Source organism: Butyricicoccus porcorum, from assembly GCF_051246315.1.
GTDB classification, from domain to species: domain Bacteria; phylum Bacillota; class Clostridia; order Oscillospirales; family Butyricicoccaceae; genus Butyricicoccus_A; species Butyricicoccus_A porcorum.
The window spans coordinates 2,392,619-2,417,957 of record NZ_CP178353.1; the positions used below are offsets into that span (position 1 = coordinate 2,392,619).

Below are 25,339 nucleotides of genomic sequence, written 5' to 3' on the forward strand. Positions count from 1 at the left end.
GCCGGAAGGTGTTCACTCCCTCCGGCATTGCAGGTTACATTACAGTTTCTTTTTTTTCAGTCTGCACAATGGTCTTACAGAATATCGTTGATGTCTGATTTGAGAACGTCTGCCTTCGGGCCGTAGATCGCCTGAATACCGGTATCCTTCTTGACCAGTCCCAGTGCACCCTCTGCCTTCCATGCCGCTGTGTCGGCTACTAGGCTCGCATCCTTTACCGTCACGCGCAGTCTGGTCATACAAGCATCGACCAGTATGATGTTTTCGCGTCCGCCAAGCAGAGCGATGATGCGCTCCGGCTGACCGCTGCCGCCCTTGCCTGCAGAGGCGCCTGCGGATGTGCTTTCCTCATTCTCGTCGCTGTCATCCGTATAGTTGCCCAGTCTGCCCGGTGTTGCATACTTGAACTTGCCGATCATAAAATATGCGACAAAATAGCCGATGACAAAGAATGCGATACAACAGAGGATGAAATTGATGATGTCTCCGCCAAGTCCTGCCTTGAGCGACATCGGAACACGCGTGATGAATTCCAGATTGCCGAACGAATGCAGTCGCAGAGGGATGACACCTGCCATCGCAAAAGCACAGCCCTGCAGAACTGCATAGACCACATACAGCGGCAATGCACAGAACATGAACATGAATTCCAACGGCTCGGTAACACCCGTCAGAAATACTGCCAGTGCTGTCGAGAAGAACATGGAACGGTAATTCTTACGCTTATCGGCATCGACACGGCGATACATCGCCAGTGCAAAGCCCAGAAGCATTCCGGTTGCGCCGATCATCTGACCGACCTTGAAGCGCGCCGGTGTGACTGTGGTCAGCAGATTCTGATATGCTGCCATGTCGCCTGCATCCTTGAAGTTGATCAGGTCAGTGACCCATGCGAGCCACAGCGGATCCTGTCCGAATACCTGTGAACCGGCATTGACGCCTGTCATGATGGTATACGTTCCGCCAAAGGATGTATAGTTCATCGGAATGGTCAGCATATGATGCAGACCAAACGGCAGGAGCAATCGCTCCAAGGTACCATAGATGAACGGTGCCAGAATCGGTGAGGTATCCGACGAGTTTGCAATCCATACGCCAAAGGCATTGATGCCCGACTGGACGACCGGCCATACAACTGCCATAATCATCGAAATGACTACCGAGTATGCAATGACTGCCAACGGTACAAAACGCTTGCCGTTGAAGAACGATAGCGCATCCGGCAGCTTGCGGAAGTTATAAAACTTATTATATACAACACCGCCTACAAAGCCTGCGATGATGCCGATGAATACGCCCATATTCAGTGCCGGTGCACCCAGGATTGAGGTGAAGTAGTTCGATACCAGCATTTCCTGTCCGAACAGGGAATGTACCACCGCGTCGCTCGATGCGAGCATATCATTCGTTACGCCGAATACAGCACCGGTGATTCGGTTAATCAGAATAAATGCGATGACTGCCGCAAATGCGCCGCCTGCACGTTCCTTTGCCCACGAGCCGCCAATCGCTGCCGCAAACAGTATGTGCAGATTCGTGATGATCGCCCAGCCGATCTGCTCCATGGTACTGCCTATCGTCATAATCAGAGGCAGATCTGCTCCCACGATCTCCAACAGCTTGCCGAGTGACAGCATCAGTCCTGCCGCCGGCATAACTGCGATAACCGTCATCAACACTTTGCCCAGCTTTTGCAGAAAATCAAAGTTGATTCCCTTTTTCTTCGGCTCCTCCGTCTGCTGCGGTGCGGCAGGAGTGGAGGATGCTGCCTTTACCGGTGCTGCTGCCGATGCACACTCCTCCAGTGTCAGAACCGTGCTCTTGCCTGCCTTGACCGTGCCCGTTCCGCACGTGAGCTTGGTATTCTCCAGGTCGCTGCAGATCAAAACCGGCGTCGTCGTGCAGATGCCCTTTTCCTTGAGCAGCTTCATGTCAGCCTCTGCAATCAGCTGACCTTTCTTTACCTTCGTGCCTTCCGTGACATGGACCTTGAAGCCTTCACCCTTTAAGCTGACTGTCTCCAGTCCGAAATGAACCAGTACCTCTACGTCATCGTCCGTGCAAAAGCCGAATGCGTGCTGGGTTGCCGCCACTGACGTAAGCTCGCCATCCACCGGACTGTAGATCTTTCCGTCTGTCGGCTCGATCGCAATTCCGTCGCCCAGAACCTTTCCGGCAAATACCGGATCCGGAACCTTCTCGAGCGGAATGATTCGTCCGTTCAGCGGCGATAGAATCTCCTTCTTGTTGCCTTTCATTCCTTCTCAACTCCTTTTGCTTGATTGGCGCAATTGTTTGCACTTTGTTTGCGCTGTGATTGCGCTTAGTTGTGCTCCTGTTGCGTTTACTATAGCTCTTTTTTTCTCTATTTTCAAGCAAAATTCACAGATATTTCATATTTCTACGTTATTTACAAATTTAATTCGACTTTTTGTGCATTACTTATAGTAACATTTTCGATCATGTGCACAACGTCCAAAATTTATTGCGTAAATTTTGCGCAACTTATTTGCGCTTCTGTTTGACATTCCGACTATGACTTCGTATAATTATATCAAACTATTGTGATTTGTCATAACTAGGGAACCTCTGAATAAATAGCCTTTATTCTGTTCCCACTCGATACATTGCCGTTTTTGCGCTTGGTTAAGGCGATTTCATAGCGAAATAGCCGTTATTCTTCTGCTTTTCTGCTCCTTTTTCCGAAAAAGGGCAGACTACCCCTATATCAGGTTGTGGAAAGTTTTCGCCCGGCGATGGCGAGTGCGTACAAATTGGCACAGGCGAACATGGCGTACAGCCGATTCTCGTTTTTCATCATTCCATGATACATCGTTTTCTTGTAGCCGAACTGACACTTGATGATCCGAAACACATGCTCTACTTTGCACCGCACCGAGGATTTGCGGTTTTCGATAACCCGGTTGATTGCGTCAAAAAACAGCTTATTCAGCCCATTTTCTTCCAGAAGATGGCGGAATTTACACAGCATCGTTTCATCCGGCACCGCTTCCGTCATGAAGTCAATGCCTGTAAATTTCCGCATGGCATAGCTGTCGTAAATGGCATCCTCGGTTGCCGGGTCAGACAGGTTGAACCAGATCTGAAGCAGATACATCCGCAGCATTTTCTCAATTCCCATAGGAGGACGGCCTCGTTTTCCCTTGGGGTAGTAGGGTGCAATGACACCTACCCACTCATTCCAGGGGATGATCTCGTCCATGATTTCCAGAAATTCCTCCCGCTTGGTTTTCTTCTTGCGGAAGCTGTATTCCATGTCTGTAAATGTTTCCTGTTTTATTGTCATGCACCACCTTTGTTTTGATAGTCTTATTTTATCATATCCCCAACCTATATGGTGGTGAGAATTAAATCAGAGGTTCCCTAGCATGTTTATTACCTCACACTATATACTGTTTTTTCCAAATGGAGTGCAAATACTTATGTCTGTTACCATCAAAGATGTCGCCGCTTATGCCGGCGTTTCACCCTCTACGGTATCGCGCACCTGCAATGACCATCCCTCGATCAGTGCCGAAACAAAAAAACGCGTCCGCCAAGCCATGCTTGAGCTTGGATATGAAGCAGCTCCTCCGACAGGAAATCATTCTCGTCAGGAGCTAAAAAACATCGGCATCATTCTGCCGCCTTCCGCACGCGAGGTCTATGAGAATTCCTTCTACCTCGAGACCATCCGCGGCATCACGCAGTTCTGCAACGCGAGACAATACTCTGCCTCTGTCATCACCGGTCAAAACGATGATGAGACACTGGCTGCCATCCATTTCGCCGCGCAAAATGACAAGGTCGATGGTTTTATCCTCCTCTATTCCAGACAGGACGACAAAATCGTCGATGCGCTCTATGATGAGGGCTTGCTTTATGTCCTCATCGGCAAGCCGCAAAAATATGCCAATCAGACTATTTGCGTCGACAATGACAACGTTCTCGCCGGTCAGGAGGCAACAGAATATCTCTATCAATTAGGTCATCGCCGCATTGCATATCTCGGCAGTGACACCTCACTCGCTTTTTCTGCTGACCGCAAAGCCGGCTATCAGACCGCTTTGCTCCGCCATGATATTATGCCGGATCCTACTCTCTGCATCGAAATGAGCTGCTTATCACAGGAAACAGAACAAAATATCGCTGCAATGCTCTCTCATCCCGACAGACCGACTGCCATCGTCGCAAGTGATGATATTCTCGCTACCACCTTTCTCTGCTTATGCAGCAAGCTCGGGTATTCCATTCCGCAGGATATATCGGTTGTAGCATTTAACAATTCGCTGTTCTCGCGGCTGACGCTCCCGCCGCTCACTACCATGGACATCAACTCCCTGCAGCTCGGCATCGAAGCCGCGTCTCAGCTCATCAATCATATCGAAAATCCCAATCTAGCCGCAACCAAAATTATCGTTCCCCATTATTTGCTCAAACGGAACAGTTGTATGCAATGGCATACCACACAGCGCGCATCCGACAACGAAAACTGATAGGACACAAAAATCACAGGAGGTCTGAACAACATGAAAACATATGCATTTGGTGTCGATTTGGGTGGCACTACCGTAAAGCTCGGTCTGTTTCGCACCGACAGCACTCTCATCGAAAAGTGGGAGATCGTCACCCGTACCGAAAATCATGGCGAGCATTTACTGCCTGATATTGCACAGTCGATTCATGAGAAAATGCTCGAAAAGTCCATTTCTTTGGATGAGGTCGCCGGTGTCGGCATGGGCGTTCCCGGTGCGGTGCTCCATGACAGCTATGTCAAGCCTTGCGTCAATCTCGACCAGTGGGGAGGAGAGATTGCGGCACAGTTATCCGCTCTTTGTCATGATCTGCCCGTCAAGATTGTTAACGATGCCAATGCCGCGGCTCTCGGTGAAATGGCAAACGGCAGCGGTAAGGGATACAAGAACCTCGTTATGATCACGCTTGGCACCGGTGTCGGCGGTGCCGTCATCGTCGATGGCAAGCTGATCGCCGGTGTACATGGTGCGGGCGGTGAGATCGGGCACATCAAGGTCGCTGAGCCGGGTGACGATGTTTGCGGCTGCGGCAAGTCCGGCTGCTTAGAACGTTTTTCCTCGGCTACCGGTGTCGTTCTGCGCGCGAAAAAGCTGCTTGAAGATGACAGCATTTCCTCCAAAATGAACAGCTTTGATCCGCTTACCTGCAAGGATGTCATCGACTGTGCAAAGGAAGGCGATGAGGCGGCGATGCAGGTCGTTGATTTGATGACCCGTATGCTCGGTAAGGCTTTGGCTATGGTTTCCTGTGTTGCCGATCCCGAAGTCGTTGTCATCGGCGGCGGTGTCTCCCGCGCCGGCAGCATCATTACAGACGGGATTCGCAAGTATTTCCTGCAATATGCGTTCCCTGCTACAGAGGATACGAGATTCGTTCTTGCTGAGCTGGGAAATGATGCCGGTATCTATGGCGCGGTACAGATGGTACTCGCATGAGAAGATTTATTTGGAAACTCCCTCGATGAGAGGGAGTTTCAGCCTGTAGAAAAACCCTAATATCTCACGCAGGGATTAGGGTTTCATGATATTTAGGGCAATACCGCATAATGATAATGATACGTATGGACGGTTCCGTATGTATCAGCTATTACAGCTTAAACAGCCTGAAGGGATATCTATTCCGAGCGAACGGACAGTCTACCGCATAATGGATAAAATTGGCTTTACTCACTGCTCGAAGAGAAAGCCTAATGGTATTACCAAAGCAGATCGGGAAGCGAGAAAATCTGATGATCTCCTCAAGAGAGATTTCCGTTCTGACGAACCTCTCAAAAAATGTGTTACCGACATAACTGAGATCAAGACTAAGGATGGAAAACTCTATGTTTCGGCCATCTTCGACTGCTTTGATTCCGGTGTCCTTGCCTTGCCATGGAAAAGAATATGAAAGCAACTCTCTGCGAACACACCCTGGATAATGCTATGCTGGCATATCCGAATCTCAGAGGAGCGATTATCCACAGTGATCGCGGAACACAGTACACCAGTAAACAATACAGAAAAACTATCGCTAAATATGGCATACAACAGAGTATGAACAGCGCCGGAGGACGGTGCCACGATAATGCCCGCTGTGAAAGCATGTGGGCACGCATGAAGAGTGAATTGCTCTACGACCGCGATGATACAGAAAGCATGACCATCGCTGAACTAAAGGTTTTGATATGGAGGCATTTCATCAGTTACTGGAACAATAGGAGAATATTCACCACCAATGATGGTCTTCCTCCAATGGTTAAGCGGCAGAGATACTATGAATCACTGATGCAGGCAGCGTATGTATTGACATCTTTGAGATAAATGTGTCAACCAATATTGACAATATCAGTATGACGCAGCAATACGCTGCAACTAAACGCTTCGGCTTTGCATCCTCCAGTCCAGCTGTATTATCTGTTGACAGCACCGCTTGCAAATAATTGCAATATATTTTTACATTCTAACATCTCTTTTTAAATTTGGCTTATAATATTTATTGTATTATATATTATTTCCATTGCATTATTATTTATTCTCTAACAATTGAGGAATAAAGTGCGGAAATCCGCTTATTTCCGGCATTTTCGGCAATATTGGCTGACATCCAAATCACCAACTCACCTGTTCGGAAATGTGCGAGAGAACATATCTGCCGAAGTGGAAAATTGGCAGAAAAATTGAGTTAGTGGATTAGATGTCACAGATTGACAGCAGTTCAGCACACCCGACTGTTTGGGAAACTGAGTGTTCGGATCTAGTGACAGACATAGGAAAGGAAGAAAAATGGATAACAAAATTACTATTAGGAACACAAACATTGATTTTTCTGATTATTATACAAGCAAGGGCATTCCATGTGATGTTCAGTCAAAATTGGGAAGCGTCGATATCTTGGCGGTTCCTACCGCTTATGAAAATCATGAATTTTACTTCGCGCAGGAAACTATCGACTTCTTAAAGTACTGCAGAAAAACTTCTTCTGAGCACACTTTCGATATATTGGCAAAAGACGATATTCAAATTCGTTCTCTTCATTCGTTTGACATATGGATGCCAGTTGTATGGGTCGCTTCCAGCGTATTGCTACCATTTGCTATCAATATGGTAAGTAACTATATTGGGGAAAAATTAAAAGGCCGTGAAAATGAACCTGCTCAAGTGGATGTGACTTTCCTGACAAAGAAAGGTGACGAAGAAAAATACATCCATTATTCTGGAGATGCAAAAACCTTCAAGGAGAGTTTTGAAAAGATAGACCTAAATAAACTGTGAGGAAACGATGCTTAATTATTTTCATGAACGTCAGACGATCCCTGAAGTGTCTGCCATTTGCTCTCAATTGGATACGTTAAAACATCGCATCATGTCTGGAAACTATGAGAATCCACGCAAAGAATACGATGAATGCAAGGACCTATTTGATGCTGTAAAACAACAAGCTATCGGGAACGATGATGAACAGCTGGCTAACGCGCAACTTATTTACAAACACTATTTTCAGCTGTTTTGTGATCTTTCTGCTTATTTTAGACTATTAGAAGAACATAAATATAAATCGTCTTGGAATATATTGCAAGATTGTTTTGATGAAATAAAGTTTGTTGGAAAGTTTTTAGCAATCGATGCCCGTAAAGAACTCCCTGACTTATATGAATTGTTAGAAAACTACGAAACACTTTATCCATATAAAGTGTTTGTTAGTAGTGAGTACATAATTAGCAAATCACACTGCAGCATTTGTGGGAATTCTATGCAGAGCTTAGCATGTCCACATATCAAAGGAAACCTATATTATGGGGATATTGCGATAGAGATTATTGATGAAATTCAGGAATTTCAGGCTGCCTGTTTAGTCAGTCATCCAGAAGACAAGCGCTGCATAATTGAATTAGCAGACGATAATAGGAGTGAAGCTGAGAAATTTGAAAAGCTCGACCAGTTTCTTACGCTGAGTCTTCCGCATCTTCAAAAATTTTCTATAGAAACGGTAATGGAAACGCGTGAGAGAAACGATATTATTAAGGTCGGCAGAAATCACCTGTGTTCATGTGGTAGCGGGATCAAATTTAAAAAGTGCTGTGGGAAGAATCTTTTCTACCAGCATGAGAGAAATATTATTACGCCAAAGGGAATAGTCATTTTTGAATAAAATAGTAGCCCTCCCGGCCATCAATCATGGTGGTCAGGAGGGCTTTGTTGTTCCCACATCACTATTCCGCATCTATGTCCACTTTAAGGTCAGATTTCAACTCGACCGTGTAATGGTCCTCATAAACCGTGATCTGCTTGAACCAGCGCCGTACCAGTGCCTCATCGAATTCCGTCAGTTCAGCAGGCTGGCTACAGATAAAATCCTGAAGCGCTGTGATGCGGGCAATCTGCTCGTCTCTTGTGACAGTGTCCACCGCCGTCTGTTGTTTCAGCTCCCGGAGCCGGAAGATTTCATCGGCAATCTCATCGTAGGCTTCCTTGCTGTTGGCCTTCTTCAACAATTCCTGTTGGAGTTCTATCAGCTTCTCGTCAATGGAATCGTTCGGAGCAATAGCATCGGCGCGGATGACTGCGGCGATGTTCTTCTGGAGCTGGCGCTGGTATCCTTCTCTGTCACCAAGCAGCTCATTCAGAGCAGCAACTACCACCCGTTCCAGTTCCTGCTCATTGACTGTCCGCGCATGGCATTCCAAACCGGTTGCTTCCAGCCTGCTGATGCAGCGCCATACGATGGATTTGCAGCCACGATTGTTCCAGTGGATTCTGCGGAACATTTCACCGCATTCTCCACAGATGACAATCTGTGAAAAGCAGTGGTTACTGCTGTAGGTGCGTTTTTTCCCATTGGCGCTCACTTTGACTACTCGCCTGCGCACCAGCTCTTCCTGCACCCGCATGAAGATGTCCTTTGGAATAATCGCCTCGTGGTCAGCTTCCACATAGTACTGCGGAACAATGCCTGTGTTCTTCACTCTGGTCTTGTTCAGAAAATCTGTAGTGTAGGTTTTCTGAAGCAGCGCATCACCGATATACTTCTCATTGCGGAGAATCTTGTTGATGGTGCTTGTCCACCATTTTGTTTTCCCTGCGCCAGTCAAAATACCATCACGCTCCAGACCGGCGGCAATCTTGTCCATGCTGTACCCTTCCAGATATTCTCGGTAAATGCGTTTGACCACTTCAGCCTGCGCAGGGTCAATGATCAGATGGCCTTCTGCATCCTTCGTGTAGCCGAGAAATCGATTGTGATTGACCTGCACCTGCCCATTCTGGTAGCGGAACTGCAGTCCCAGCTTCACATTCTGGCTCAATGACTGACTTTCCTGCTGGGCAAGCGATGCCATGATGGTAATCAGGACCTCGCCCTTGGCGTCCATCGTGTTGATGGACTCCTTTTCAAAATAGACCGGAATGTTCTTTTCCTTGAGCTGACGAATGTATTTCAGGCAGTCCAGTGTATTGCGTGCGAAGCGGCTGATGGATTTGGTGATAATCATATCAATTTGCCCCGACATGCACTCCCCTATCATGCGGTTGAATTCCTCTCGCTTTTTGGTGTTGGTACCGGAGATTCCATCATCTGCAAATATCCCGGCAAATTCCCACTCCGGATTTTTCTGAATGTAATCTGTGTAGTGCTCTACCTGTGCCTCATAGCTTGTCGCCTGCTCATCGCTGTCGGTACTGACACGGCAGTATGCTGCGACTCGGAGTTTTGGCTTTATATCCTGCTGTCGGGCGGTGTTTCCGACTTGTCGTTTTGCAGGAATCACCATTACATTTCCCATTATGTTGCCTCGCTTTCTATCAAGCTGTACAGGTACTCAGCCTGTTTTGCTGGATCATCGTAAAATTCCTTGATTGTCCCAAGTGTGAAGGTTGTCGGTGAGGTTTTCTTGACCGGTGGCTTGATGCGATCCGTGCGTCCCAGCTTCTTTGCTCTGCGCTGGCGCTCCAGCATGGCCTCCGTGAAGGTGTTCACATCGATGATTGCTGGGTAAAAATCATCTCCCATATAATGACGATTCTCCATCATGCGCTTGACGGTTCCGTGATAAGTATCGATGCCGGCTTCTTTGGCGGCTGCCACCATGGACATTCCGCTCAGGTAGTTCTTATAGAGCTGTCGGATTTTTTCTGCGGCAGGCTCGTCAATTATCGCTTTTCCCTTCCGAATCCGGTAGCCAAACGGTGTATGTGCTATTTAATCACCAAGCCTTTCTTGAAAAGTAAGACCGCATTTCATGACAAAACCGATTTTCTGTCGGGAGTACACATCAATGTGGTCAACAAATCTTGCAAACAAAATATCGTCAAAGGCTGTCAGCATATGTTCCTTTTCTGTAAAGTGCAGCAGGCGCTCTGCTTCCCTAACCCGTGACATGTCTCCGGTCATGTTCGTTCTCAATGCTTCGATATCTGCCCGGAAACCGTCAGCTTGTGACAGCAGTGCATTGTTTTCTCTGTTGTAGAGAATCTGGTCAATATAGTCTTGCGCTATGAGCTTTGTCAACGTTTCACGCTGCTCGGTGTTCTGCTCCAACAGGTGCTCCAGATGCTGAATACGGTGCAGGTTTTCGTCACTGGAATTCTCCTGAATGGCCTTCAGGTACGGTCTCAAGACCAGCTTGTGGCTGTAGATAAGTTTGTTGAGCATGGTAACAAAGGCCAGCTTCAGGTCATCATCCCGGATGAAAAGCATGGAGCATTTATCCTTGTCTTGGATGTGGGTTGCGCAGCACCATGCTACATATTTTCCACCGATACTGCTGTGAACTCTGCGCTTAAAACTGCCACCGCATTCGCCGCAGAAGATTTTGCCGGAAAAAGCGTATCGATTCTGGTATTTTCGGGAACCTTTGACTACACCCTTTTCTGCTCTGCGCTGGGCTATAATGGCAGCAGTCGCTTCAAAGTCCTCTTTGCTGATGATGGCTTCATGATGATTTGCTACCATATACTGATCCTTTTGCCCCATGTTCCGATGGCGATTAAATCCGGAATCCGTGTAGGTTTTCTGGAAGATCGCATCACCGGTATATTTCTCATTGGCCAGCATTCCCAGAATGGTAGTTGACGTCCAGTGGCTCCCCTTCTTTGCCAGAATACCTTCCGCGTTCAATCCGGCAGCAATCGCATCAGCGCCCTTTCCGGAGAGTGCTTCCGCAAAGATACGCTTTACAATCTCAGCCTGTTCCGCATTGATAACCAGATTTGTTCCGTCCCAATCATAGCCATAGGGCGGGTAGCTGAGCTTAAATGTGCCATTCTGGAAACGGCGCTCCACAGACCATTTGCTGTTCTCGGAAATGGATACCGATTCACATTCCGCCATACTGCTGAGGATAGCAAGAAACAGCTCGCTTTCCATCGATCCGGTGTTAAGGTTTTCCTTCTCGAAAAAGATGGAGATGTTCAGAGTTTGCAGCTTTCGCACCAGTTCCAAGCAGTCCGTTGTGTTTCGGGAAAATCGGCTGATGGACTTGGTGATAACGAAATCTATTTTCTTCGCCTCACAGTCCGCAATCAGACGCATCAGCTCAGGACGCTTCTCCTTCTTGGTTCCGGTGATGCCCTCGTCGTAATAAAGCCCAGCAAATTCCCAGTCATCACGAACAGTGATATAATTTTCATAGTGTTTTTTCTGTGCTTCCAGACTTTCCAGCTGTGCGTCGCTGTCGGTGGAAACGCGGCAGTAAGCGGCCACACGGAGCTTACGCTTTTTGATCCGCGTTCCCTGCACACCTTCGATTTTACTAATCCTTTTCATGGTCGTTCACCTCCTTGATCAGTGTCACATTTTAGCTCTAAAATCGTGTATTATCAACGAATTTCCGGCATGATTTCGGCCAAAAATGGTGAGAAAGTATCCCGATTTATCTGAGTTAATTTGTTGAATTCCGACAAGGAAATAAGTCCACGCTCCAGCATGGTTTCTGCCGTCTTCTGGGCTCTGTAGTAGTTATAGTCTCGCTGCAATTCCTCCTGCGTGATAGATCTTGAAGCGAGGTTTAAATGATCTGTAATATTAGCTTCGTGTAATATGGATTTTGTTTCCGTAGTATTCATGATTTCCTCCGTTCTAAGGTCTTTCCTCACTACATTCTGGACATTAGAAGTGTCTATGGACGAAAAAGAGCAAGGAAAAGGGCCTGCAAGGAAAAAAATCCCCTCACAGGCCATCAATCCTATAATCAGAAGAACAATCATATTCTTCTGGTTATTTTTGTAAAGTTTTGTTTATGGCTATACTCTGGTGCAATAGTCCAGCGAGATCCAGCCTGCGCCGGATTTCAGCTTGCCCCATCCGGCTTTTGATCCTGTGCCGGACTTTGTTTCGGTGATCGTGAACACGCCCTTGCCCGTCTTTTTTCCGGTCCTGGCATAGTTCGTGCCCGGTCCCTTGCGGATGTTCAAATTCGAAATAGAGACCTGAACCTTGAACGACGACGCTGAGACGGGAGCGCTGTTGGATGCATTCGGCTTACCGTTCAGAATCGATTTCACTTCCGCCTTGAATGCCGTCCACTCCATATTGCCGTTTCCTGCCATCTGTGCCGGGCAGTTTTTGCCGGTGACATCCCAGTGGCGGAGCACATAGGTATCTACCTGCCCTGCCGTAATGCTCAGCAGCTTGCAAAGATAAGCACAGAGATATGCCGCGTTCTGTTTTGTTTTCGCGCTCACTTTATAACTGCCGCTGGTGCACATCTCAATACCAATGGAATTCGTGTTGCGGCAGGTCTTGTGCTTATAAGAATTTGCGCCGACATGCCATGCACGATCCTTCAGCTTGACGGACTGCATAATATGCGTATCATCCGCAAAGAAATGTGCTGATGCGCCGCGTCTGCCTGTTTTGAAATAATTACAGTTCGCGGCTGCGGTATCACTGGAATTTCCCGTGTAATGAATCACGATATAGGAAACCACGCGGCTCGCGCAAGCCGCATAATTCTGAGACGAGCAGGCAGACTGTGTCACCGCGATTCCATTGATTTTATCCGAAATCCATCCAGTTGTAATTGTTTTACTCATTGTCAATATCCTCCTGTTCCGCGTCCTCATGCAGCTGTTCCAGTACATTCAGCAGCCTTGCCGGAACCGGCAGGCCTAAGTGACCGGCGTTCTCGAGCACAGACACGCCTTCATTCGAGATATAGAAAAACAGCACCGCCGTGCGAAGAACGCAGCCGGTGCCAATCACATGCATATCCAGAATATTTGCCATGCCCACCAGAACAAAAATCAGTACCTTCCGGCAGATTCCTTTGAATCCGACCTCGCTGGACAGCCGTTTGTCTGAAACGGCGCACATCACGCCGGTGACGTGGTCCGCAATGACAAATGCAATCAGCGCATACATCAGCCCATCGCATTCGCCCAGAAACCAGCCCAGCCAGCCGCCAATGACGGCGAATACCAGCTGGATTCCATTCCAAAATTCCTTCATTATTTGATTTCTTCTATCTGAAAAGCGGCTATCCGAAGACAGCCGCCTGTGTTGTTATGCCGTGCGCTTCCAGACGTAGACCGCGAGATACGGTGGCATGTTGTTGTGCGCAGAAGACCCTCCGGTTTTGTCCAGCGCAACCGTCGCACCCCATGTTTTGACCGGAGACGAATTATTGACAGAACCTACCGTGAGCGCATAGCTTCCATAGGTCGGTGTCCAGCTCGTTGTGCCGGAGCTGTTGTACACGTAAGACCGATGGGAATGTGACGGCATTTCAGAGGTGGTCAGCTTGTGTGTCGCTTCGCCGCCTGTGCTTCCGGCTGTGTACGTGTCACCGGCAGAAAGCAGAAATTTATCCTTGATGCGCTCCCATTTACCGCCCCAAGTGTCTGCCGGATCGAAATTTTCATCCACCGTTTCATAGATCGTGCCGACCGGATGGCAGTAATCCAGCATGGAGGTTGCCGCATCGGAATCAAACGCCAGTTTTCCGCGAAAGATGGCAGGCAGATTGACGTCAAAGCCCTCTGTATCCGCAACCTTGCCGAATGCAATTCCCATGCCGCCCTTCAGGAAGGAAAACAACGTCATCGCCGCCGGGCCTTTGCCAGCATAGGTGAAAGACCGAAACGCATCGGTTGCAGTCAGCACAATGTCATATGCAGATGCTTTATCGGCAGAGAACCGGTACGAGCCGCTCGTGACAGCGAATTTACCGGAATAGCTCGACAGAGTGGTGGATGTGAAAGCGGACGCGGAGGTCTTTTTATATTTCAGCACATAAGAGGCTGTATTTGCCTTGCCTGCAGCAGCACCAAAGTCTGTGATGGATGCCGAAAATGTGACCTTAAGATATGTGCCTGTAGCAGACAAATTTCCAGACGAATCACACCGCTTTGCGGTAAATGCCGTAATAGACGGCGGCGAATATGCAAGAACCGTAATTGATTGTGTTGTATTCGCCGTGCGCCCACGGGAATCCGTGACAGAGGCTGTAATCGTCAGACTGCCCGTACTCGTCAGTGCATCAGAAACCACTGACGCAGACGTTCCTGCTGTATACTTCTTCCCGTCAATTGTCACGTCATAGCCGGATGCTGTCGCGCTGTACTGCATCGTAACCGTTGCTGTGACCTTCACACAGGACAATCCCTGAATATAGGCGCCATATGTCGATGCATAGCCGTTATTGTCTGAAACTGCGATGGAAATCGACGGCTTCACACTCGCCGGAATAGCACAGGTAATTGTTTTCGATGAGCTTCCCAGTGCTGTGCTGCCGGAATAGGTCTGGATGGTAAACGTCACAGACACTGATGTACCGGACGGTGCCTGAGAAGCCAGTGTGAGCGGAGGTGTCCATGAGATACTCGTACTGCCGGATTGTGTACAGACGGTACCGGATGCGGAACCACACGTATATGTGATCGTGTGTGTAAAGCTGGAATCCGCCTTGGTCACAGTCAATGTCTGCGCTGTTCCCAATGTGCCGTTGCTGGCAGATAACGTGTTGGATCGTGCAATTTTTGTCAGAGTTGCCGAGCCGGAGGTTGACACATTCGATACATAGCTGCCGGACAGCGTTACCTGAATATCAAGAGAACATGAGATGGAAATTGTTTTGCTGCCATCTGTGCCGTGTGTGATATCTGCTACTGTCCTGGTCATCAGCGTCTTTGTTTCGCCGCCACTGATGCCCACTGTGCAGGTGCCTGAATATTTTGTTCCGTTAATTGTCAGGCTGATGCTTTTGGATGCAGAGGAAGAAATATGATATGATCCTGTGGCTTTCAGCTTTGCCGTAACCGTGATATCACTCTGATTGTTCGGTGCGTCCACATTACTTTCCGTCCACTCCACAAGCAGCGTATAGCCTGTGCTGAACACCTTAGAAAAACTTCCTGATGCTGCCATATCAATCACACTCCTACATATTCGCAGTTCAGATTGCCGGAGCTGTCCAGCATAAGCTGATAGCCGAACAGCTTGAGCCGGTCTGTGACCGTCAGCTCCGGCGTATGCACTTCGCCGCCTGCAATCCATAGCACTTCCATATCATTGACTGTCATGCTGTAGCGGTCATTGTCGATAATGACCTTATATGGGTTATCTACCTGTCCTATCGTCAGACCATTGACGCTGAATGTGAAATATTTCGTGATTGTATTGAACTTCTCCTGTAAATCACCGTTGATTCTGGTCAGCTCCGAAGTGACATCAGAGAAATTCAATGAAATCTGATCTGACAGAATCTTCAGCTGTGCTTCGGTGGATTCCCGGAACTGTGTAAAATCACCTGTTTCGGTGTAATCCGTCAGAGCAGAAAAAAGTATTTCCTGACAGGTGTTAACCAGAGAGGTGCTCTGTTCCACAATACTTTCGCGGAGTTCTTCTGCGGTTGTATCAATGACCTGCCTGGTATCCTCCGGAGCGGGCGTCCAGTCAGACGGTACATTGCCGATTTCCACTTTAATATTCTTAGCGTATACCGTCGCAGTGGTGCTGTATCCTGTTCCGCTGGCGGAATTACTGCGGACAGCAACCTGTTCAATAAAATCACTCGTTTGTACATCAATCACGACGGAAAAACGCTGATATTCCATCCCGACATTCCGAATGCTTGCTTTTTTGTTACAGCTGCTTCCGGTGCCGTCTATGACCTTCCGAATATATACGTCAATCGTCACTCCATCGATATCAGAGCAGGTATCCAGTGAAACAGTCACTGTCCTGCCGGAAACAGCTTTTTTGCCATACTCTGAAAGTGCATAGGTTCGGTACATATTTTTCACTGAAAGCTCAGTGTCAGAGTTCAGAACCAAATTTCTGCCACCGATTTCAATATCTGTCATGTCTGTAAAGGTCGACTGGCAGGAGGTTAAAATTGCCACGCCAATCACCTACTTCGACACATCGCATTGCAGCGTCGCAAGGCTGTCGATCTCATCCGCGGACAGATAGATGACCTTCCCGGTTTTATCGAAAGCGGCGGCATTGCCGTCCTTGTCCTGCTTGTACCAGGTGTAGGTCAGCTCCTGTGTTTCGGTTGCCGCCGCCCACGCGGAGCCGTTGTATTTCATCAGGGTGACGGTCTTTGCTGTATGGTCAATTTTGTACCAGAACGCGCCAGATGCCGGGCTGGACGGGGCAGTTTCTGAAATCGCACCCTTCAAAGCATCAACCTCCTGCTGGTTAGTGCGCACAATCACGTATGGCACGACACCACCGAGATTATTTTTGACCGTAAAGCCGCCAATGGAGAGCATTTCGGACACATACGGGTCGGATTTGTCCTCCACGGTAATGACATCGACATAGGCCTTGCTGTTGTATGTCATCGTACAGCGGTATGACTGGATATTCACAATATCCGCGCCGCTGACCGTGTATGTGGAAGAGGTAGCGCCGGAGATATCCTGCCAATTGCCGGATACATATTTCGCCCATTGATAAGCCGCACCGCTGGTGATTTCCGTACTGCCGTTGTATGCCGCAGTTGCCAGCGTCAGCGTGCCGGACTGGTTCTGTACGACTGTGCCGTTCGGCGCATAGACGGAAAACACAATGGCATTCGCACCGGTGTTGCCCTTGACGGACTTTGACCAGCCGAATTTCTTCACTACCGATTTGCCGGAGATAGTAAAGGTCAGGTCAATCGTGCCGTTCATCACGCTCGCGCCGCCCAGCGTACCATTTGCGGCAAAGGTCAGCACAACAGAGCCTGCGGCACTCGCCGTTGCCGCTGTGTTGGATTTGGTGGTTACGCCGGACGGCAGGGTGCCCACGGCACAGGTGCACGCGGTCTGCGTGATGCCGATATACCCGACAAACGGGATGGTCACATCAACAGCTGACTGCACCAGACCTCCATTCGTGCAGGCAATGGTCTGTGATTCGTTGCCGAGGATGACGGAAAGGCCGCCTGTTCCGGTATCTCCCTTGTCCCCTGTCGCACCGGTATCTCCCTTCGCGCCGTCATAAATTTTCGTGATCGTGACGGTATCATACACATCCGCATCATCAGTTACTAATCGGATCTGTGCGACATTATCCACAAATACCGCGTGGGACGGCTTGACTACCAGCGTGCCGCCGGTAATGCTGGTGTTATCCGTGGTAGTCGGATAATCCGCCCAAGCATCCGCGCTGTTTTTGTACTGCCACTTGCTGATGGAAACGCCCTGCACCTGTGCGGTCAGAGTTGCCTGCGTTGCGCCGACGAGGGTGGAGCTGGTGTTGTATTTGAATACATAAGTGTCCGCTGTAACATAGGCAAGCCGTGCATTTTCCGCATTTTTAACCAGCGTAAACGTGATATCCGAGGTAATATTGACGGTATTTTTCGTCTCTGCATCGTAATAGCTGATGTAACAGAGATAGGTCAGCATGCCGGAAGCCGCCGCAGACAGCTTGTTTTCACTGACGGTTAAAATACCGCCGGATGCCGATTCCCCGGACGCAAGCGCCGATTCCGCGCCCGCACCGTCTTTGCGCTTCCATGTGATGGTCAATCCGGTCGATCCGAGCGCAACGCTGGTCTGATCGAGAAATATAACCGGTGTCAGCTTGAGATTGCCGGAGTCCCAGCTCGGCGCATAGGTGTGCGGCAAAACATTCGGGTCTTCCACCTGTGTTTTCGGAAGGTTGGACGTGATATACGCGGACAGCTTCCGCTGATCGGTGATGTCCACGAATGTCTGCTGAGATGAGGTTAAAACTGCCATATTTTCACTCCTGAATATTGACTTCACACCGGAAAGACGCATTGTCCTGTACATCCTCCGTTGTGACTGTGATGGATTTCATGCCGACATGATAGCTGTCCCATTCCGCGTCGGCGGCTTCATCCGAAGAACTGCGATGCCAGGCAAAACAGGACGCATCCAGCTTTGCAGTGACATCTGTATTCCACGCATACACATGGGCAGACAGTACCGCTGCCATGCCTTTATCCGTGAAGATATACGAGCCTTTGGTGGTGATTTCGACCCGGTACAGATGTTTGCGCTCTATCGAGGAAATCTGTTCTTCCAGCTCGATTTTTACGTTTTGCACGAGCTTTTCCGGATTCTGCTTCGCTGTAACGGACGCAATTCCGGCGCGCTCCGCGCCAATGGTGATGGTGTTTCCCGAAGCGTTCAGGTAATCCCGTGTCCTTCCGGTGCACAAGAAAGTATCATCCAGCCCATGGGGCGGGGACTTGCAGACCACGTACTGTCTGGCGTGAATGTCGTCGATATCCGCGCCCGTGAGCGACTCGTCCACAATGGACAGCTCAATACTGCTGATACCTTTTGACAGGATTTTCACCCTCGCCTTCGCCTTGGCCAGCAGATTCTGCGGAAGTGTGACATCCTCCCAGATTTCCGTTGTCCAGATCCAGCCGATCTTCTCCACTGCCGCTTCATCACAGACGTAATGTTTGCCATCGTTGACAGAGTCTATGGTCACACGCTGATCCGTTTCGGTTTTGTTGCCGTCTTCGTCGGTTTCCGTGATCTTTGCGCCGAACGGGATGAGCGCCGTCACACGGTCTTCGTGGGATTCTTCTATTTTCACATCCAGCAGGTTCTTTCCGAACTCCACTGTCTGCGCGGAACGCACATCAAAATCCGCCAGCCAGTCGAGATAATTCCCGTCGTTTTCATACCGTACCCGCAGATAGCCGCCATGCGTATCCAGCAGTTTGGACTTGACCGCGCTCATGGTGTCCAGATACTCCGACGAACTGCGGTTGATATAATCATTGGAATCCGTGACGGTGACATCACCCAGAATAAATTGTTTCCGGCTTTCGACTGAGGAATTGTGGTTGTTGAGGAACAGCTCCAGCAGTCCGCGCAGGCTTCCGGTATATGAAAACGGCGGCTGTTGACTGTCGCGCAGATACGCCAGCGCCGCTTCACACTGCCATGAATGCGTGTTGTAAAAGTCCGTGCCGATGTCCAACGCCCTGCCCTTAAATACAATGGCATCGCCATATTTGCACATAATTTCGGACGCCATCGGCTGAATCCGCGACAAATAGGGATGGTCGTGCGGCGCAGAAAGTGTGAAGCTGTCCACGCCCTCCGCGTCCTCTGTCAGCTTTGCTTCTGTGATTGACAGTTTCGACAGGTGCGGATGATAAAACAACGCGCCGTCCACATAGACACGGAACAGCTTCATAACCGTCCCTCCCGATAGCGGAAGGTGGTCGTGCCTGCGCCGGAAACAGTAATCGTGTTGCTTCCGGCCTGAAGCTCCAGTTCCGGAATCGTCCATGTGCCCGCACTCAGTGTCTTTGTGAATGAATCCCCTGAAACCGACCACGACAGCGTTGTCTGGGCTGTGGTCGTGACTGTCGGAACAACCGGCATGAAATCATTGTCCAGGACAATTGCGGCGCTTCCGGTCACGGACTGCACGGTCTCATTAACATGATACAGATAGGCGTCCGCATCCGTACAGGAGATGGTCACAATCCCTTTTCCGGTGAGTGCGTCATAGGACGGCTGTATCAGGAGCGTGCCAACCGCATAGACCTCCGGGGCTTCACTTTTCGTCACGTTCACCAGCCGCCCATTGAACCGGTTTATCATGTCAGAACTTCGTTCGATAAAACCAGCGTGTGTTCCGAGCATCGACAGAACCACGGTAAATTCCCGCGGCTGGTATGAAATTCTGCCAAGTGCTTCGGCATAGCGGATAGGGGAATTCCGTCCCGGCACTGTGAGAATGTCGTTTTGTGGCTGCGGCGCAGGAAAGTCGACCGATTCCCGCAGCCAGCCGCACAACAGCATGGAACTGTCATTGAGATAAATGTCAGGAATCATATCGTTGCCCTCCTTTTCTGCTTTTGCAGTTTGCCCAGTCCGGCATCAATGCCGGGCAACAGCCTGCCGATGAGTGTGCCGTCATCCAGATAAATCCCCTTTCCGCTGTTGTCTGCGATAATAGCAAGATACTGTTCCATGCGCGTCATGTCCAGCTTGGATGCGAGGATGGATTCCAGATGCTTATAGAATGCCGACAGCGGCAGAATCGCCTCCGCTCCGGCTTCCCCGCCTGCCATCAGGGAACTGCCGTTCATGCCGAATATGGTAGGCTTTGCCAGAATGCCGCCTTCTTTGTACCAGTCGATGGACAGGTGCGGGACACTCGGCGGATCGATGGACAGCTTGCCGGAAACATGGAAATGCGGCAGTTTGATATGCGGCAGGGACAGCTTCATGCCGGAGAAAAAGCCCTTGATCGCGTCAACGCAGGCCTTTACCTTGGACTTTGCTTCCTCCACCGGCTTGGTGATCGCTGTTTTGATGCTGTTCCAGACCGACGTTGCCGTGGATTTGATGGAGTTGAACACCGCTGATACCGAGGATTTCATCCCATCAAATACGACGGAAACCTTACCCCGAATGGCGTCCACGACAGAAGCAATCACGGATTTAATCCCATTCCAGACGGTAGACGCAACACTTTTGATCGCGTTGAACACTGTAGTGACCACGCCTTTGACCGCATTCAAAACCGTGCTGATCTTCGCCAGAATTGCGGACCAGATACTGCTGATGACAGCCAGAATCGCGGACATAACGGAGGAAATGACACCTGCTACCGCGTTAAGAGCCGAGGAAACCCTGCTTTTGATGGCATCCCATACGGAAACAATCGTATCCTGGCAGTTCTGCCAGATGAGCTGAAATGGGAGCGTGATGACATCAAATGCCGCTTGCAGGATCGAGCCCAACAGCATGACCGCCGTCTGCACGACATTGCAGATGGTTGTCCAGACCGTGGATAGAAATGTGGCCATGCCGTTCCAGATACCTTCAAAAAAGGTCTTGATCCCCGTCCACACGGCCTGCCAGTTCGTACCGAACCAGCCGAGCATGGCATCCGCAATGCCCTGAATGGTTTGCAGTACCGTGCTGACAATGGATGACATGCCATTCCAGATGGACGAAAATATGGTTTTGACACCCTGCCATGCGCCGCTCCAGTTGCCCTGAAAGACTGCGGTAAATGTCTGGACAATACCGGTAATCACGCCGAGTACGGTTGTGAGAACCGCCGCAATTGCTTGAAATGCACCTTCAAACACGGGAGCCAATAGCGAGCAGAATCCGTTCCAGACGGAACGCAGCATGTCCGTAATGTCGGTGAAGTTGAAACCCAGGCTGTTCAGCATCCCGACAATTGCCGTGCAGCAGGTCTGAAACGCCGACTTTATCTGATTCCATGTGTTGATGATCGAACTGCGAAAGCCTTCATTTGTGTTCCACAGATGCACGAAAGCGGCAACCAACACCCCAATCACCGCGATAATTGCAGCAATCGGAGCTGTGATACCGCCGAGTGCAGATGCCAGTTTTCCAATCAGGCCTGTCCCGTTTTGAATCGCAAGCTGGAGCTTGCTAAAGCCCTTTTCCAGTTTGACAAAGCCCTGCATTGCCACGCCGATTTTGGATATCGCCGTTCCCAGAATCACCAGAAACGGCCCAATGGCGGCGACAATCATCAGGACAGCGAGCACAGCCTTTCGCGTGCCTTCATCCATATTATTCAGCCTGTCCACAAAGCCCTGAACCGCTGTGACAGCGGCGCGAATTGCAGGCATCAGCATTTCGCCAAAAGAAATTGCCAGCTCCTGCAGCTGGCTTTTCAGGATTGTGATCTGCCCGGACAGATTGTCCTGCATGGTATTTGCCATTTTCTCCGCGACACCGTCACAGTTTGAAATGGCAGAGTTCAGCTTCTTGATATCAGCCGGGGCTGCCTGCATGATGGCGAGAAAACCAGACATGGCTTCCCGTCCAACAAGCGTTTCCGCGGTCGCTGCCGCTTCGGATTCCGTCATTTGAGCGAAATAACCGCGCAAATCTCCGAGGATATCGCCCAGCGAGCGCATGCTGCCGTCTGCGTTGGTGGTCGCCACGGTGACCTCTCCGAAATTTGCTCCCGTCAGTTTGATATCGCCCTGCAGCTTGGTCAGAATGGAGCGCAGTGCCGTACCTGCCTGCGTAGATTTGATGCCTGCATTCGCCATCAGGCCGATTGCTTCCGCCGTATCCTCTGCGCTGTAGCCCAGCGCACCGGCAACCGGAGCACAGTATTTAAAGGTCTCGCCCATCATGCTGACATTCGTATTCGCATTGGATGACGCCGCGGCGAGAATATCCGCAAAATGGCCGGAATCTTTGGCGGACAATCCAAACGCAGTCAGCGCATCTGTGACGATATCCGAGGTTGTCGCCAAATCCTCGCCGGAAGCCGCCGCCAGATTCATAATGCCGTCAATGCCGTTCAGCATATCCCTGGTTTTCCAGCCTGCCATTGCCATGTAATTCATAGCTTCTGCGGCTTCGGATGCGGAGAACTTCGTTTTTTCTCCCATTTCGCGTGCTTTGTCCCGAAGCGCCTGCAGGTCATCCCCAGTTGCGCCGGACACAGCGGCAACCTGACTCATAGCAGAATCAAAGTCCGCTGTTGTCTTAACTGCCGCCACGCCCAGACCGGCAACCGCAGTCGATGCAACTGACAGCTTCTTTCCGACACCCGCAATGGCATTGCCGGCGCTTTCCATTTTTCCGCCCACCACATCGATCTTTTCCAGCGTCGCATTGGTCGTAACTGCCTGCTGCTGCAATCGCTGCAGCTCCTGCTCGGTCTCGATGATTTCACGTTCCAGCGCGTCATACTTGTCCTGACCGAGCGTGCCGTTTTCCAGCTGCTGCTTCGCCTGAATCTGTGCTTCCTTCAGAGAATCCAGCTTCTCTTTCGTGGCGCTGATGGCATCCTTCAACAGCTTCTGCTTCTGCGTGAGCAGCTGTGTGTTGGATGGGTCGAGCTTCAGGAGGCGATTGACATCCTTTAAGGCTGACTGTGTTGTGCGAATCGAGGAGTTGACTGACCGCAGTGCCTTGTCCAGCCCGGTGGTGTCGCCGCCGATTTCGATTGTGATACCCTTGATTCTGCTCGCCATGTGTCAATCACCTCCCCAAATGGGCAAAAGAATAGCCCGGATTGCTCCGGGCATAGAGAAAGCACCAACCATTGCTGGTCGATGCCAAAGATAGAACATCAGAACTTATCAAAATCTTCCTGCGTCGCAATGCGATTATATTTCACGCCGTCATTGGTTTTTTCCGTCCACATATCCAGCACCAACCCGATGGTCAACAAATCCAGATCGCGGACGGAAATACCGAGCTCCACACAGCGCAGAAGGAACAGCGGCGTGGTCATTTCCCGTTCACTTCTGCCAATTCTTTTTTTGCCGTCACATCTGTCAGCATGTTATCGCCCCAGAGTTCCAGAATCTGCGGTAATACCTCGTAAATCGAAAACATGTCGAACTGGTCAAGCCAGTCGTTGATGTCCTGCGGAATCGAATTGTCCGCGTGATATGCCATGATATACGCGACGTTCTCGAAGATTTCCAAATCTTCAATCTGAAATACATCTCCGTTTTCGGTATTCCCTTTATACGAGCTTTCCAGCTTGCTGAGGTCCTTAAAAATATCGCGCTTGAATTTGGCGCGATACAGGCGCGGCACCGTAGCAGACGAACGAAACGGCACCAGCTTGCCGCAGATTTCGATTTCTCTCTTGATCATCCATCTTCCTCCTCTGTCGGCAGATAGACCGACTGGTACCAGCCGTCATACACCGTCTGGTCGGTTGTGTCTCCTGTGCGGGCTTTGACCAGGCCATCCGAGCGCGGGTCTGCCGTAATGGACAGCTTTTCTGTACCCGGTTCAATGGTATCCTCCTTCGTTTCCGATTCAATCGACGGGCGCGATGCACTGCAATTGTACAGCACATGCCGGATAGCGTTGATGTCGCCGTCGAACTCGAACAGCAGGGCAAATTTCACGCTCTCCGCGACTGTACTGTTTTCCACCAGCACGCCATTTTTGTCCAGTTTTTCCTGTAAAATGTCCGTGCGGAACCACTCCGGAATCAAGGCGATTTCCAGATCGCCGGAATATCCGTTGTTGGTTGCCGAACGGAAATACACAATGCCATCCGCGTAAAACGGGCTGGATTCGCCCTCTGCGTCCAGACTGATGCTGACCGCGCCGGGGATGGCCTGCGGTTTTGCATACGCAAACGATGGCACACCTTCCGTGACGGTTTCCGTCAGCTTGGCGGCATGGACGTTTTTCAGGTTATATTTTACTTTGTTTCCCATACTCAATCAGCCTCCTCATCAAAAACATACAGAACTTCATAGAGCTTTTCGCTCTCAATCCAAACTTCAGACTTTTCATAAAAAATACCGTGCTGATCCAGCGCATCCTCTAATGTCCGTTCCACTGACAAGTCTTTGCAATCAGTGTATAATTCCACATGAACCTCGTTGATTTTATAATATACATGTCCGTCAGCAGCAAAGTTATTGCTTCCGAAAAACAAGTAGCATACGAATGGAGGTTCGGGAGCTTCGCCCTCGCTAAAGTGGTCATAAGCATACGGAATGCCAGTCTCTTGCAGGACGGTCAGTAATTTATCCATCTGTCATGCACCTCATAATCTTGTGTTCCAGTATTTCAATTCCATGAGCTTCTGCATTTGCAAGATGTGGCTGAGCAGCAACACGCCCACCTCCACGCTTTGCATGACCAAATTCCAAAAGATGCGCCAATTGATAGCGATTGCGGGAATACACTGTAACCTCCAAAGCATTGGCGGTCTCTTTGGTCTTTTTCACAGACCAGCTTTTGGCATAAGCCCCTGTATCTTTTGGCGCGGTTGCCTTGATCTGATCCCTGACCATTGTGCTGGCGCTGTTCACTGCTTCCTTCATATCGTCACAGACCACATCGGCATACTGGTTCAGCTCTTTCATAACGGTTTCGGAGAGTGCGTCAATGGAAATCCTCGCGTTTGCCAT

The 25,339-nt window shown here is 49.7% G+C and carries 25 protein-coding genes; 6 read left to right on the top strand and 19 right to left on the bottom strand.

The genetic code is table 11. The annotated features are described in order from the left end of the window. Positions 1–74: 74 nt before the first annotated feature. Positions 75–2,258, bottom strand: coding sequence for a PTS transporter subunit IIBC (locus tag ACLM7Z_RS11845; RefSeq protein ID WP_087022003.1), 2,184 nt, complete (start codon positions 2,256–2,258; stop codon positions 75–77). 470 nt (positions 2,259–2,728) lie between these two features. Continuing rightward, on the bottom strand, positions 2,729–3,301 hold the full coding sequence (locus tag ACLM7Z_RS11850) for a transposase (RefSeq protein ID WP_087022010.1): 573 nt from the start codon (positions 3,299–3,301) through the stop codon (positions 2,729–2,731). Between the two features lie 142 nt (positions 3,302–3,443). On the opposite strand from ACLM7Z_RS11850, the gene ACLM7Z_RS11855 reads away from it, so the two are divergent. The 6 genes from ACLM7Z_RS11855 to ACLM7Z_RS11880 all read left to right on the top strand — a co-directional run bounded on the left by ACLM7Z_RS11855 (position 3,444) and on the right by ACLM7Z_RS11880 (position 8,163). Further along, complete coding sequence (locus ACLM7Z_RS11855) at positions 3,444–4,496, top strand: LacI family DNA-binding transcriptional regulator (protein ID WP_087021946.1); 1,053 nt, start codon at positions 3,444–3,446, stop codon at positions 4,494–4,496. A 33-nt stretch (positions 4,497–4,529) separates the two neighbouring features. Further along, a complete protein-coding gene (locus tag ACLM7Z_RS11860) occupies positions 4,530–5,471 on the top strand; it encodes an ROK family glucokinase (RefSeq protein ID WP_087021949.1) in 942 nt (313 codons plus the stop codon). A 139-nt stretch (positions 5,472–5,610) separates the two neighbouring features. Next, a complete protein-coding gene (locus ACLM7Z_RS11865; protein WP_407922973.1) occupies positions 5,611–5,922 on the top strand; it encodes a hypothetical protein in 312 nt (103 codons plus the stop codon). Further along, complete coding sequence (locus ACLM7Z_RS11870; protein WP_407922974.1) at positions 5,907–6,335, top strand: transposase; 429 nt, start codon at positions 5,907–5,909, stop codon at positions 6,333–6,335. Before ACLM7Z_RS11865 ends, ACLM7Z_RS11870 begins: the two co-directional genes overlap by 16 nt. A gap of 462 nt (positions 6,336–6,797) precedes the next feature. Next, on the top strand, positions 6,798–7,286 hold the full coding sequence (locus tag ACLM7Z_RS11875; RefSeq protein ID WP_087021953.1) for a hypothetical protein: 489 nt from the start codon (positions 6,798–6,800) through the stop codon (positions 7,284–7,286). Positions 7,287–7,293: 7 nt separating this feature from the next. Beyond that, positions 7,294–8,163 carry a YecA family protein gene (locus ACLM7Z_RS11880; protein ID WP_087021956.1) on the top strand — a complete coding sequence of 290 codons (870 nt, stop codon included), beginning with the start codon at positions 7,294–7,296 and terminating at the stop codon, positions 8,161–8,163. A 61-nt stretch (positions 8,164–8,224) separates the two neighbouring features. Here ACLM7Z_RS11880 and ACLM7Z_RS11885 read toward each other — a convergent pair whose 3' ends face one another. From ACLM7Z_RS11885 to ACLM7Z_RS11965, 17 genes are all read right to left on the bottom strand, one after another. Continuing rightward, positions 8,225–9,793 carry a recombinase family protein gene (locus tag ACLM7Z_RS11885; protein WP_435645163.1) on the bottom strand — a complete coding sequence of 523 codons (1,569 nt, stop codon included), beginning with the start codon at positions 9,791–9,793 and terminating at the stop codon, positions 8,225–8,227. After that, the gene (locus tag ACLM7Z_RS11890) at positions 9,793–10,104 is read right to left on the bottom strand and encodes an integrase (protein WP_435645164.1); all 312 of its coding nucleotides are present in this window, start codon (positions 10,102–10,104) and stop codon (positions 9,793–9,795) included. Before ACLM7Z_RS11890 ends, ACLM7Z_RS11885 begins: the two co-directional genes overlap by 1 nt. 105 nt (positions 10,105–10,209) lie before the next feature. Next, entirely contained in the window at positions 10,210–11,775 is a 1,566-nt protein-coding gene (locus ACLM7Z_RS11895; protein WP_435645165.1) for a recombinase family protein, read from the bottom strand. Between the two features lie 53 nt (positions 11,776–11,828). Then, positions 11,829–12,074: an SHOCT domain-containing protein gene (locus ACLM7Z_RS11900; protein ID WP_435645166.1), complete on the bottom strand. Its 246-nt coding sequence runs from the start codon at positions 12,072–12,074 to the stop codon at positions 11,829–11,831. 177 nt (positions 12,075–12,251) lie between these two features. Continuing rightward, complete coding sequence (locus tag ACLM7Z_RS11905) at positions 12,252–13,043, bottom strand: N-acetylmuramoyl-L-alanine amidase (RefSeq protein ID WP_435645167.1); 792 nt, start codon at positions 13,041–13,043, stop codon at positions 12,252–12,254. Beyond that, entirely contained in the window at positions 13,036–13,458 is a 423-nt protein-coding gene (locus tag ACLM7Z_RS11910; protein ID WP_435645168.1) for a phage holin family protein, read from the bottom strand. Before ACLM7Z_RS11910 ends, ACLM7Z_RS11905 begins: the two co-directional genes overlap by 8 nt. A gap of 54 nt (positions 13,459–13,512) precedes the next feature. Continuing rightward, entirely contained in the window at positions 13,513–15,375 is a 1,863-nt protein-coding gene (locus ACLM7Z_RS11915) for a DUF859 family phage minor structural protein (protein ID WP_435645169.1), read from the bottom strand. Positions 15,376–15,380: 5 nt separating this feature from the next. Then, complete coding sequence (locus ACLM7Z_RS11920; protein WP_435645170.1) at positions 15,381–16,352, bottom strand: hypothetical protein; 972 nt, start codon at positions 16,350–16,352, stop codon at positions 15,381–15,383. 9 nt (positions 16,353–16,361) lie between these two features. Beyond that, positions 16,362–18,185, bottom strand: coding sequence for a hypothetical protein (locus ACLM7Z_RS11925; protein ID WP_435645171.1), 1,824 nt, complete (start codon positions 18,183–18,185; stop codon positions 16,362–16,364). A gap of 4 nt (positions 18,186–18,189) precedes the next feature. Next, positions 18,190–19,629 carry a phage tail spike protein gene (locus ACLM7Z_RS11930; RefSeq protein WP_435645172.1) on the bottom strand — a complete coding sequence of 480 codons (1,440 nt, stop codon included), beginning with the start codon at positions 19,627–19,629 and terminating at the stop codon, positions 18,190–18,192. Continuing rightward, positions 19,626–20,276, bottom strand: a complete 651-nt coding sequence (locus tag ACLM7Z_RS11935) for a hypothetical protein (protein ID WP_435645173.1) — start codon at positions 20,274–20,276, stop codon at positions 19,626–19,628. The genes ACLM7Z_RS11930 and ACLM7Z_RS11935 overlap by 4 nt, the downstream gene beginning before the upstream one ends. Further along, the gene (locus ACLM7Z_RS11940) at positions 20,273–23,425 is read right to left on the bottom strand and encodes a phage tail tape measure protein (RefSeq protein ID WP_435645174.1); all 3,153 of its coding nucleotides are present in this window, start codon (positions 23,423–23,425) and stop codon (positions 20,273–20,275) included. The genes ACLM7Z_RS11935 and ACLM7Z_RS11940 overlap by 4 nt, the downstream gene beginning before the upstream one ends. A 98-nt stretch (positions 23,426–23,523) precedes the next feature. Further along, on the bottom strand, positions 23,524–23,688 hold the full coding sequence (locus ACLM7Z_RS11945; RefSeq protein ID WP_435645175.1) for a hypothetical protein: 165 nt from the start codon (positions 23,686–23,688) through the stop codon (positions 23,524–23,526). Continuing rightward, positions 23,685–24,059: a hypothetical protein gene (locus ACLM7Z_RS11950; protein WP_435645176.1), complete on the bottom strand. Its 375-nt coding sequence runs from the start codon at positions 24,057–24,059 to the stop codon at positions 23,685–23,687. Before ACLM7Z_RS11950 ends, ACLM7Z_RS11945 begins: the two co-directional genes overlap by 4 nt. After that, positions 24,056–24,637, bottom strand: a complete 582-nt coding sequence (locus ACLM7Z_RS11955) for a major tail protein (RefSeq protein WP_435645177.1) — start codon at positions 24,635–24,637, stop codon at positions 24,056–24,058. The genes ACLM7Z_RS11950 and ACLM7Z_RS11955 overlap by 4 nt, the downstream gene beginning before the upstream one ends. 2 nt (positions 24,638–24,639) lie before the next feature. Beyond that, positions 24,640–24,960, bottom strand: a complete 321-nt coding sequence (locus ACLM7Z_RS11960) for a hypothetical protein (protein WP_435645178.1) — start codon at positions 24,958–24,960, stop codon at positions 24,640–24,642. Beyond that, on the bottom strand, positions 24,953–25,339 hold the full coding sequence (locus tag ACLM7Z_RS11965; RefSeq protein WP_435645179.1) for an HK97 gp10 family phage protein: 387 nt from the start codon (positions 25,337–25,339) through the stop codon (positions 24,953–24,955). Before ACLM7Z_RS11965 ends, ACLM7Z_RS11960 begins: the two co-directional genes overlap by 8 nt.

Bases quoted from the DNA above. Each gene is read 5' to 3' on its own strand.
- ACLM7Z_RS11845 (WP_087022003.1), bottom strand. From the start codon at position 2,258: ATGAAAGGCAACAAGAAGGAGATTCTATCGCCGCTGAACGGACGAATC.
- ACLM7Z_RS11855 (WP_087021946.1), top strand. From the start codon at position 3,444: ATGTCTGTTACCATCAAAGATGTCGCCGCTTATGCCGGCGTTTCACCC.
- ACLM7Z_RS11860 (WP_087021949.1), top strand. From the start codon at position 4,530: ATGAAAACATATGCATTTGGTGTCGATTTGGGTGGCACTACCGTAAAG.
- ACLM7Z_RS11865 (WP_407922973.1), top strand. From the start codon at position 5,611: ATGTATCAGCTATTACAGCTTAAACAGCCTGAAGGGATATCTATTCCG.
- ACLM7Z_RS11870 (WP_407922974.1), top strand. From the start codon at position 5,907: ATGGAAAAGAATATGAAAGCAACTCTCTGCGAACACACCCTGGATAAT.
- ACLM7Z_RS11875 (WP_087021953.1), top strand. From the start codon at position 6,798: ATGGATAACAAAATTACTATTAGGAACACAAACATTGATTTTTCTGAT.
- ACLM7Z_RS11880 (WP_087021956.1), top strand. From the start codon at position 7,294: ATGCTTAATTATTTTCATGAACGTCAGACGATCCCTGAAGTGTCTGCC.
- ACLM7Z_RS11885 (WP_435645163.1), bottom strand. From the start codon at position 9,793: ATGGGAAATGTAATGGTGATTCCTGCAAAACGACAAGTCGGAAACACC.
- ACLM7Z_RS11890 (WP_435645164.1), bottom strand. From the start codon at position 10,104: ATGTCCATGGTGGCAGCCGCCAAAGAAGCCGGCATCGATACTTATCAC.
- ACLM7Z_RS11895 (WP_435645165.1), bottom strand. From the start codon at position 11,775: ATGAAAAGGATTAGTAAAATCGAAGGTGTGCAGGGAACGCGGATCAAA.
- ACLM7Z_RS11900 (WP_435645166.1), bottom strand. From the start codon at position 12,074: ATGAATACTACGGAAACAAAATCCATATTACACGAAGCTAATATTACA.
- ACLM7Z_RS11905 (WP_435645167.1), bottom strand. From the start codon at position 13,043: ATGAGTAAAACAATTACAACTGGATGGATTTCGGATAAAATCAATGGA.
- ACLM7Z_RS11910 (WP_435645168.1), bottom strand. From the start codon at position 13,458: ATGAAGGAATTTTGGAATGGAATCCAGCTGGTATTCGCCGTCATTGGC.
- ACLM7Z_RS11915 (WP_435645169.1), bottom strand. From the start codon at position 15,375: ATGGCAGCATCAGGAAGTTTTTCTAAGGTGTTCAGCACAGGCTATACG.
- ACLM7Z_RS11925 (WP_435645171.1), bottom strand. From the start codon at position 18,185: ATGGCAGTTTTAACCTCATCTCAGCAGACATTCGTGGACATCACCGAT.
- ACLM7Z_RS11930 (WP_435645172.1), bottom strand. From the start codon at position 19,629: ATGAAGCTGTTCCGTGTCTATGTGGACGGCGCGTTGTTTTATCATCCG.
- ACLM7Z_RS11935 (WP_435645173.1), bottom strand. From the start codon at position 20,276: ATGATTCCTGACATTTATCTCAATGACAGTTCCATGCTGTTGTGCGGC.
- ACLM7Z_RS11940 (WP_435645174.1), bottom strand. From the start codon at position 23,425: ATGGCGAGCAGAATCAAGGGTATCACAATCGAAATCGGCGGCGACACC.
- ACLM7Z_RS11945 (WP_435645175.1), bottom strand. From the start codon at position 23,688: ATGACCACGCCGCTGTTCCTTCTGCGCTGTGTGGAGCTCGGTATTTCC.
- ACLM7Z_RS11950 (WP_435645176.1), bottom strand. From the start codon at position 24,059: ATGATCAAGAGAGAAATCGAAATCTGCGGCAAGCTGGTGCCGTTTCGT.
- ACLM7Z_RS11955 (WP_435645177.1), bottom strand. From the start codon at position 24,637: ATGGGAAACAAAGTAAAATATAACCTGAAAAACGTCCATGCCGCCAAG.
- ACLM7Z_RS11960 (WP_435645178.1), bottom strand. From the start codon at position 24,960: ATGGATAAATTACTGACCGTCCTGCAAGAGACTGGCATTCCGTATGCT.
- ACLM7Z_RS11965 (WP_435645179.1), bottom strand. From the start codon at position 25,339: ATGGCAAACGCGAGGATTTCCATTGACGCACTCTCCGAAACCGTTATG.